Source organism: Gemmatimonadota bacterium (assembly GCA_016209965.1).
Taxonomy (GTDB): Bacteria; Gemmatimonadota; Gemmatimonadetes; order Longimicrobiales; family RSA9; genus JACQVE01.
Window position 1 is genome coordinate 1 of sequence record JACQVE010000277.1, and the last position, 4,985, is coordinate 4,985.

Annotated in this window: 7 protein-coding genes; 5 read left to right on the plus strand and 2 right to left on the minus strand. The window is 70.5% G+C overall.

Annotation, left to right across the window (positions count from 1 at the left end):
• The 5 genes from HY703_11005 to HY703_11025 form a co-directional block, all read left to right on the plus strand.
• On the plus strand, nucleotides 1-441 hold a 441-nt coding region (locus HY703_11005), incomplete at its 5' end, for a cob(I)yrinic acid a,c-diamide adenosyltransferase (protein ID MBI4545715.1).
• Nucleotides 442-510: 69 nt separating this feature from the next.
• The gene (locus HY703_11010) at nucleotides 511-1,095 is read left to right on the plus strand and encodes an HD domain-containing protein (GenBank protein ID MBI4545716.1); all 585 of its coding nucleotides are present in this window, start codon (nucleotides 511-513) and stop codon (nucleotides 1,093-1,095) included.
• Nucleotides 1,096-1,281: 186 nt separating this feature from the next.
• On the plus strand, nucleotides 1,282-1,512 hold the full coding sequence (locus HY703_11015) for a ferredoxin family protein (protein ID MBI4545717.1): 231 nt from the start codon (nucleotides 1,282-1,284) through the stop codon (nucleotides 1,510-1,512).
• An 86-nt stretch (nucleotides 1,513-1,598) separates the two neighbouring features.
• A complete protein-coding gene (locus tag HY703_11020) occupies nucleotides 1,599-1,979 on the plus strand; it encodes a DUF4440 domain-containing protein (protein ID MBI4545718.1) in 381 nt (126 codons plus the stop codon).
• A gap of 439 nt (nucleotides 1,980-2,418) precedes the next feature.
• Nucleotides 2,419-3,366 (plus strand): hypothetical protein, encoded by a 948-nt coding sequence (locus HY703_11025; GenBank protein MBI4545719.1) that lies wholly within the window; start codon nucleotides 2,419-2,421, stop codon nucleotides 3,364-3,366.
• Between the two features lie 38 nt (nucleotides 3,367-3,404).
• Here HY703_11025 and HY703_11030 read toward each other — a convergent pair whose 3' ends face one another.
• Both HY703_11030 and HY703_11035 read right to left on the minus strand, forming a co-directional pair.
• Nucleotides 3,405-4,529, minus strand: a complete 1,125-nt coding sequence (locus HY703_11030; protein ID MBI4545720.1) for a hypothetical protein — start codon at nucleotides 4,527-4,529, stop codon at nucleotides 3,405-3,407.
• Nucleotides 4,530-4,532: 3 nt separating this feature from the next.
• Nucleotides 4,533-4,985: tetratricopeptide repeat protein (locus HY703_11035; protein MBI4545721.1), on the minus strand; the 453-nt coding region annotated here is incomplete at its 5' end.

Consider the following 4,985-nt stretch of genomic DNA (forward strand, 5'->3'; position numbering starts at 1 on the left):
GCCATCGGCTGGGCCCGCGGCCAGGTCGGTGATGCGGACATTCGGGATCGCCTCGGCGCCATCCAGCCCGACCTGTTCACCATCGGAGCCCACCTCGCCGCTCCACAGGCCGCGCCCCAGCGCTTGCCGCGGCTGCCGCACCTCGAGCCGGACCGGGTGCCACTGCTCGAGCAGTGGATCGACCAGGCGGACGCGGAATTGCCCGAGCTCCGCCACTTCGTCCTGCCCGGAGGCGCTCCCGCCGGCGCCGCGCTCCACCTGGCCCGCACCATCTGTCGCCGAGCCGAGCGGCGGCTCGTCCGCCTGGCGGCCGAGGAAGAAGTCGACGAGGGCTTCGTCGTCTACCTGAACCGCCTGTCGGACCTCCTCTTCATGCTCGCCCGGCTGGCCAATCACCGGGCGGGCACGCCCGAGTCCGAATGGAACCCCCTGGGGCGCTGAGGTCGCGGCCGTGAGGGTGCTCGGGGAGCCACTGTCGAAAGGCGGGCGGGACCCTGCCCGGCTGCGCCCATGATTCCGCCGCCGCGGGCCGACCTCATGGCCCGCCGCCTCACCGCCGCCGCTCGCCGCGCCGGATTCGGAAGCGCGGCCCTGGCCCGGCTGGAGGCCGCGTTCCGCCTCGCCATGCAGCCCCGGGCGTCCAGGCTGCCCGACGAGCACCACCCCGATTACCTGCACCCGGCTCGTACGGCGCTCATCCTGCTGGAGGACCTGGCCATCGCCGATCCAGACCTGGCCGTTGCGGCTGCTGTGTGCGAGACCCTGCGCGACGAGCTGACCACGCCCCTTGCGGCGATACAGGAGGTTTGCGGACCGGACGTCGCCCACCTGGTGCAGAGCGTGCCCCGCCCCGCCAGCGCCGGCGACGAGCTGCTCGAGCAGCTCGTGACTGCGCCCGAGCCCGCTCGCGTCCTCGCCCTTGCCGAACGGCTCGATCACGCCCGCCACCTGCACCTGCGGCCCCGCGCCGACTGGCAGCCACTGCACCACAGCACCTGCACCGTATACCTGCCCGTCGCAGAGCGCACCCACCCCGGCCTGGCACGTCGCTACCGCTGGTGGTGCCGCACCTTCCATCGACGGTACCTGTTTTGAGACCCGGGCCGAGGAGGCTCCGCCAAGCGGGAGCGCTGGCCGCCAGAGGTGATGCCGCACCACCCACCGGGCCCGCCGCTAGGTACGGCAGCAGCCCCGTCTACCCCTTGCAACCTGCAAGAGACGTGTGCACTTTTCGTCGCGCTCCTAGCGTCAGGAGCTTTGGAAACCTCGAGAGGAGCCGCCATGCCGTATGTGATCGCCGAGCCCTGCATCGGCACCAAGGACGCCAGTTGCGTCGAGGTCTGCCCGGTTGACTGCATATATGAAGGCGAGGACCAGTATTACATCCACCCGGACGAGTGCATCGACTGCGGCGCCTGCGAGCCGGAGTGCCCTGTGACCGCGATCTTCACCGACGCGGACGTGCCACCCGAGTGGACCCAGTACATCGAGAAGAACCGGGATCACTTCTGATTAGCCGCTGCACCCCCGGCCTGCTGGTTCTGCTGCTAGCCTGCTCGCGCGCGGGTTCTGCGCCCCCGGCGGCGCCTCCCGATCCCGTGGCCGAGATCACCGCCATGTTGCGCAGTTCAGCCGACGACTGGAACCGCGGCGACCTCGAGGGATTCCTGGACGACTACCTCGATTCCGGCGAGACCACGTTCGTCGGCGGATCCGCAGTCCTGCACGGGGTGCCCGAGCTGCGCCGGCGCTATCAGGCTGCTTACTTTAAGGACGGCGCCCCGCGGGACGCGTTGCGCTTCGAGGAGCTCGAGATCCGGCAGCTCCCGCCACACCACGCCCTGGCGCTCGGACGGTACGTCCTCTTCGACCGCGCCACCCACACCACCACAGCCACCGGCTTCTTCTCGCTGGTCCTGCGCCGCACTACCCGGGGCTGGAAGATCATCCACGATCACTCCTCCGCCGCCAGCTCCTAGCCGCCCCCCCCTTGTACCAAAAACAGAGCGCGCCCGCCCCTCACCCCGGAGGCGGACGCGCTCTCGCGTTGGGCGCTGCTGCTACAGCCCGGCCGCCCGGATCGCGTCCAGCGAGACGTCCGCCGGTACGCTCTCACCCGCCGGAACCGCGCCGGGAACCGGCCGGTCCTGTCGCCGAGTGAGGAGCAGACTTGCCGCTATAGCAGCTACAGCCAACAAACTGACACTCAAGGTGCGAATACGACCTCCCGCGTTACAGGCTCCAGCACCCCACCCGATTTCGGCTGGGCGCGCCCCAGCGGCTGCACATTTCATGCCGCAGACGCGAGCCGGCAAGGTACGGCGCTACCTGCGATTCTGCAATAGGGGAACGTTCGAGGAAGCAGAAGTGTGACACTTTTTGGCGCCCGCCGCGTAAACTACAGGCATGACAGCCGATATGCTGGAGCGAGCGGCCGCGCGGAGCTACCGCTACCTGGTGGGCACCGCCGGAGCCGAGGGGCTGATCGCGCGGCAGGAGGCGGGGCAGCCTGCGCCGGGTGATGCGGAACTGGCTGCCGAGCTGCTCGCGCAGTTGCTGCGGCAACAGGACTCACGCGGCAGCTGGGGCGGTGATCTGGTGGCGACCGCTGGGGCGCTGCTGGCGCTCGCCGAGCTGAGGGAAGCAGGCGCGCAGCCGGTCGCGACGCAGGCCGCCACGCAGGCGGCGCTTAGCTGGCTGCGCGGGCGCCAGGGCAGGCCCGGCCGCTATGGCGATGGCTGCACCCGGCCGGGGCACCGGCTGGGGATGTGCCACCATTTTCTGGCCGGTTTTTTCGCGCCCGCACCCCCGGAGGTCTCGCTGGCGGGGCTTCAGCTTCCGTGCGGCGTGCGCCTCGAGGACGATCTCGACGCTCGGCTCGCGGCATCCGGGATCGCGTTACAGAGTGCGCTCCGCTGGGGCGCCAGCAGCCGCGACATAGCGCTGCACGTCGAGGGACTCCGTCGGCTGGTAGAGCTCTGGACCGCGGGCGAGGGCGGCCTCTGCTCCAGGCCCGCACTGCTGGCGGGGCTCGCGGCCTTGCTCGAAGCTCCGCCCACGCCGGAGAACCAGGCGGCGGTCGAGCACGTGCTGCAGCGAATTGCTTCGACACAACGGGCGGACGGGACCTGGCGGGAAGCCGATCCCTTCCAACTCCTCGAGGTGCTGCTGGAAGCGGGACGGCGGGGATACGCCAGGGCCTCTATCGCCGGCGCCGTACAGCGTGCGGCCGAGCTCCTGGCCTCGTCGCAGCAGCCGGACGGATGCTGGGGGCGCGAAGCAGCCCACCGGCGGGCACTGATCGGCTGGCGCGCCCTCAGGTTCGTGATCAACTTCGCGCCGGCCCAGGCCCGCCCCGGCCCCTGAGCAGACGCGGAGCATGGCGGCGGGCCGGCCTCGGCGCGCTACGAGCCGGGCCGAAAGCGGAGCGTGAAGCCGAGCTCCAGGCCCGTGAGTCCGTGACTCGTGCCGTCCGGCAAGTCCAGTGAGCCCACCAGCAACTTTGCCAGCGGGAACACATCGGCCGAGCCGCCCAGTCGCAGGGGGACGTCGCCTCCCACGCTCAGGACCCAGCCCTCCCCGCCCGGATCTTCCCGACTCTGCAGCTTCAGGTCCAGGGCCGGCCGCACCGTGAGGGAAGGCTTCAGCCGGAGGGATCCGGCAACGCCCGCAACCAGCAGGTTCTGGGTGCCCGTGGGTACCGTGCTGTCCGGCAGGAACGCCCCGCCGGCCCCCTGCACGAAGACGTCCCCGCGCTGGCGGCGGATGTCGGCAAAGTATACCGCCCAGGTTGCCGTCCGGCCGGTGCGGAACGAGTAAGCGGCATCCACGCGCCAGCGGCTGCCAGGCTGGAAGAGGTCCCGCCCACCCAGCTCGTCCGCCGCGTAGTTCTGAAAGGTCAAGCCGCCCGTCAGCTTTCCGCTGCCAACGTTGCGATCAATGCCCACGCGCATCCGGACTTCGTTCCCCGGCGTGTACTCGAGCGCCGTGTCCGCTACCGGCTCGAACTCGCTCGCCACGCGGTAGCTCGCGCCCAGGCCCACTCCCCACTCGCCCAGCCGGTAGGCGGTGGCCACACCGCTGGTCAGGCCGAAGCCAGTGCCCCAACTGGCTTCTCTGAACCCCAGCAGGTCGGTCGACAGCACACTGGCCACGACCGCCTCGCGCGAATCGTGCGTTGCTTCACCCGTAGGCAGGTTCAGCCCGATGGTGAGCACGGCCCAGGGCAGGAACGCCCAGTTCATGCGCACGCGTGTATCGACGAAGCCGTTCAGCTCGAACAATTCGCCGCCAACATCCACCTCCCCACGCGCGAAGGCCGCATACACGTCCGTCGAGAAGCGCGGACTCAAGGGCAGCTCGAAAGCGAACGGCACGAGTAGCAGCTTGGCCGAGGATACGCCCGTTCCATCGAAGCTGTAGTTCTGGAAATGGGCGCCCGTGCCCAGCGCCCCGCTGCGCGGCTCCTGGGCCGACCCTGCCGCTGCGGCCACCAGCAGGATCGCCGCCGTTGCTGTCGCGTATCTCATGGCCTAGCACCCCTTACCGGTGAAGGGATTGGGAACGCACACCCTCACCCGTGCAGTCGGCGCCTGCGTCACCCCTTCCTGCTGCTGCCCCTCCTGCGCCGGGTTCCGCGTCCCGCCCTGCTGAGTCCCACCCTCCTGCACCGCGCCACGCTCCGTGAGCTGGGTGGCCGGTGTCGAGTTGACCTGGTCACGCGTGTCGCGCAGCAGGTCCTCCGCCCCGACCGCCGCCGCTGGGGCCTCCGCTCGGGCGGCCGCGGCAGGAGCAGCCGGCAACTCCGTCAGCCCTGTCTGCGCGATCTGCTGCGGCGTCACCTCGCCCGCGCGCTGCAACTGCGCGGCCTCGCCCTGCCGCTCCCGCGCTGCGCCCAGGCTGGGATCGAGCTGCACCGCCTGCTGGAACAGGCGCACGGCTTCGGCATAGTCGCCCCGGTCCATGGCCTGCAGGCCATTGCCATA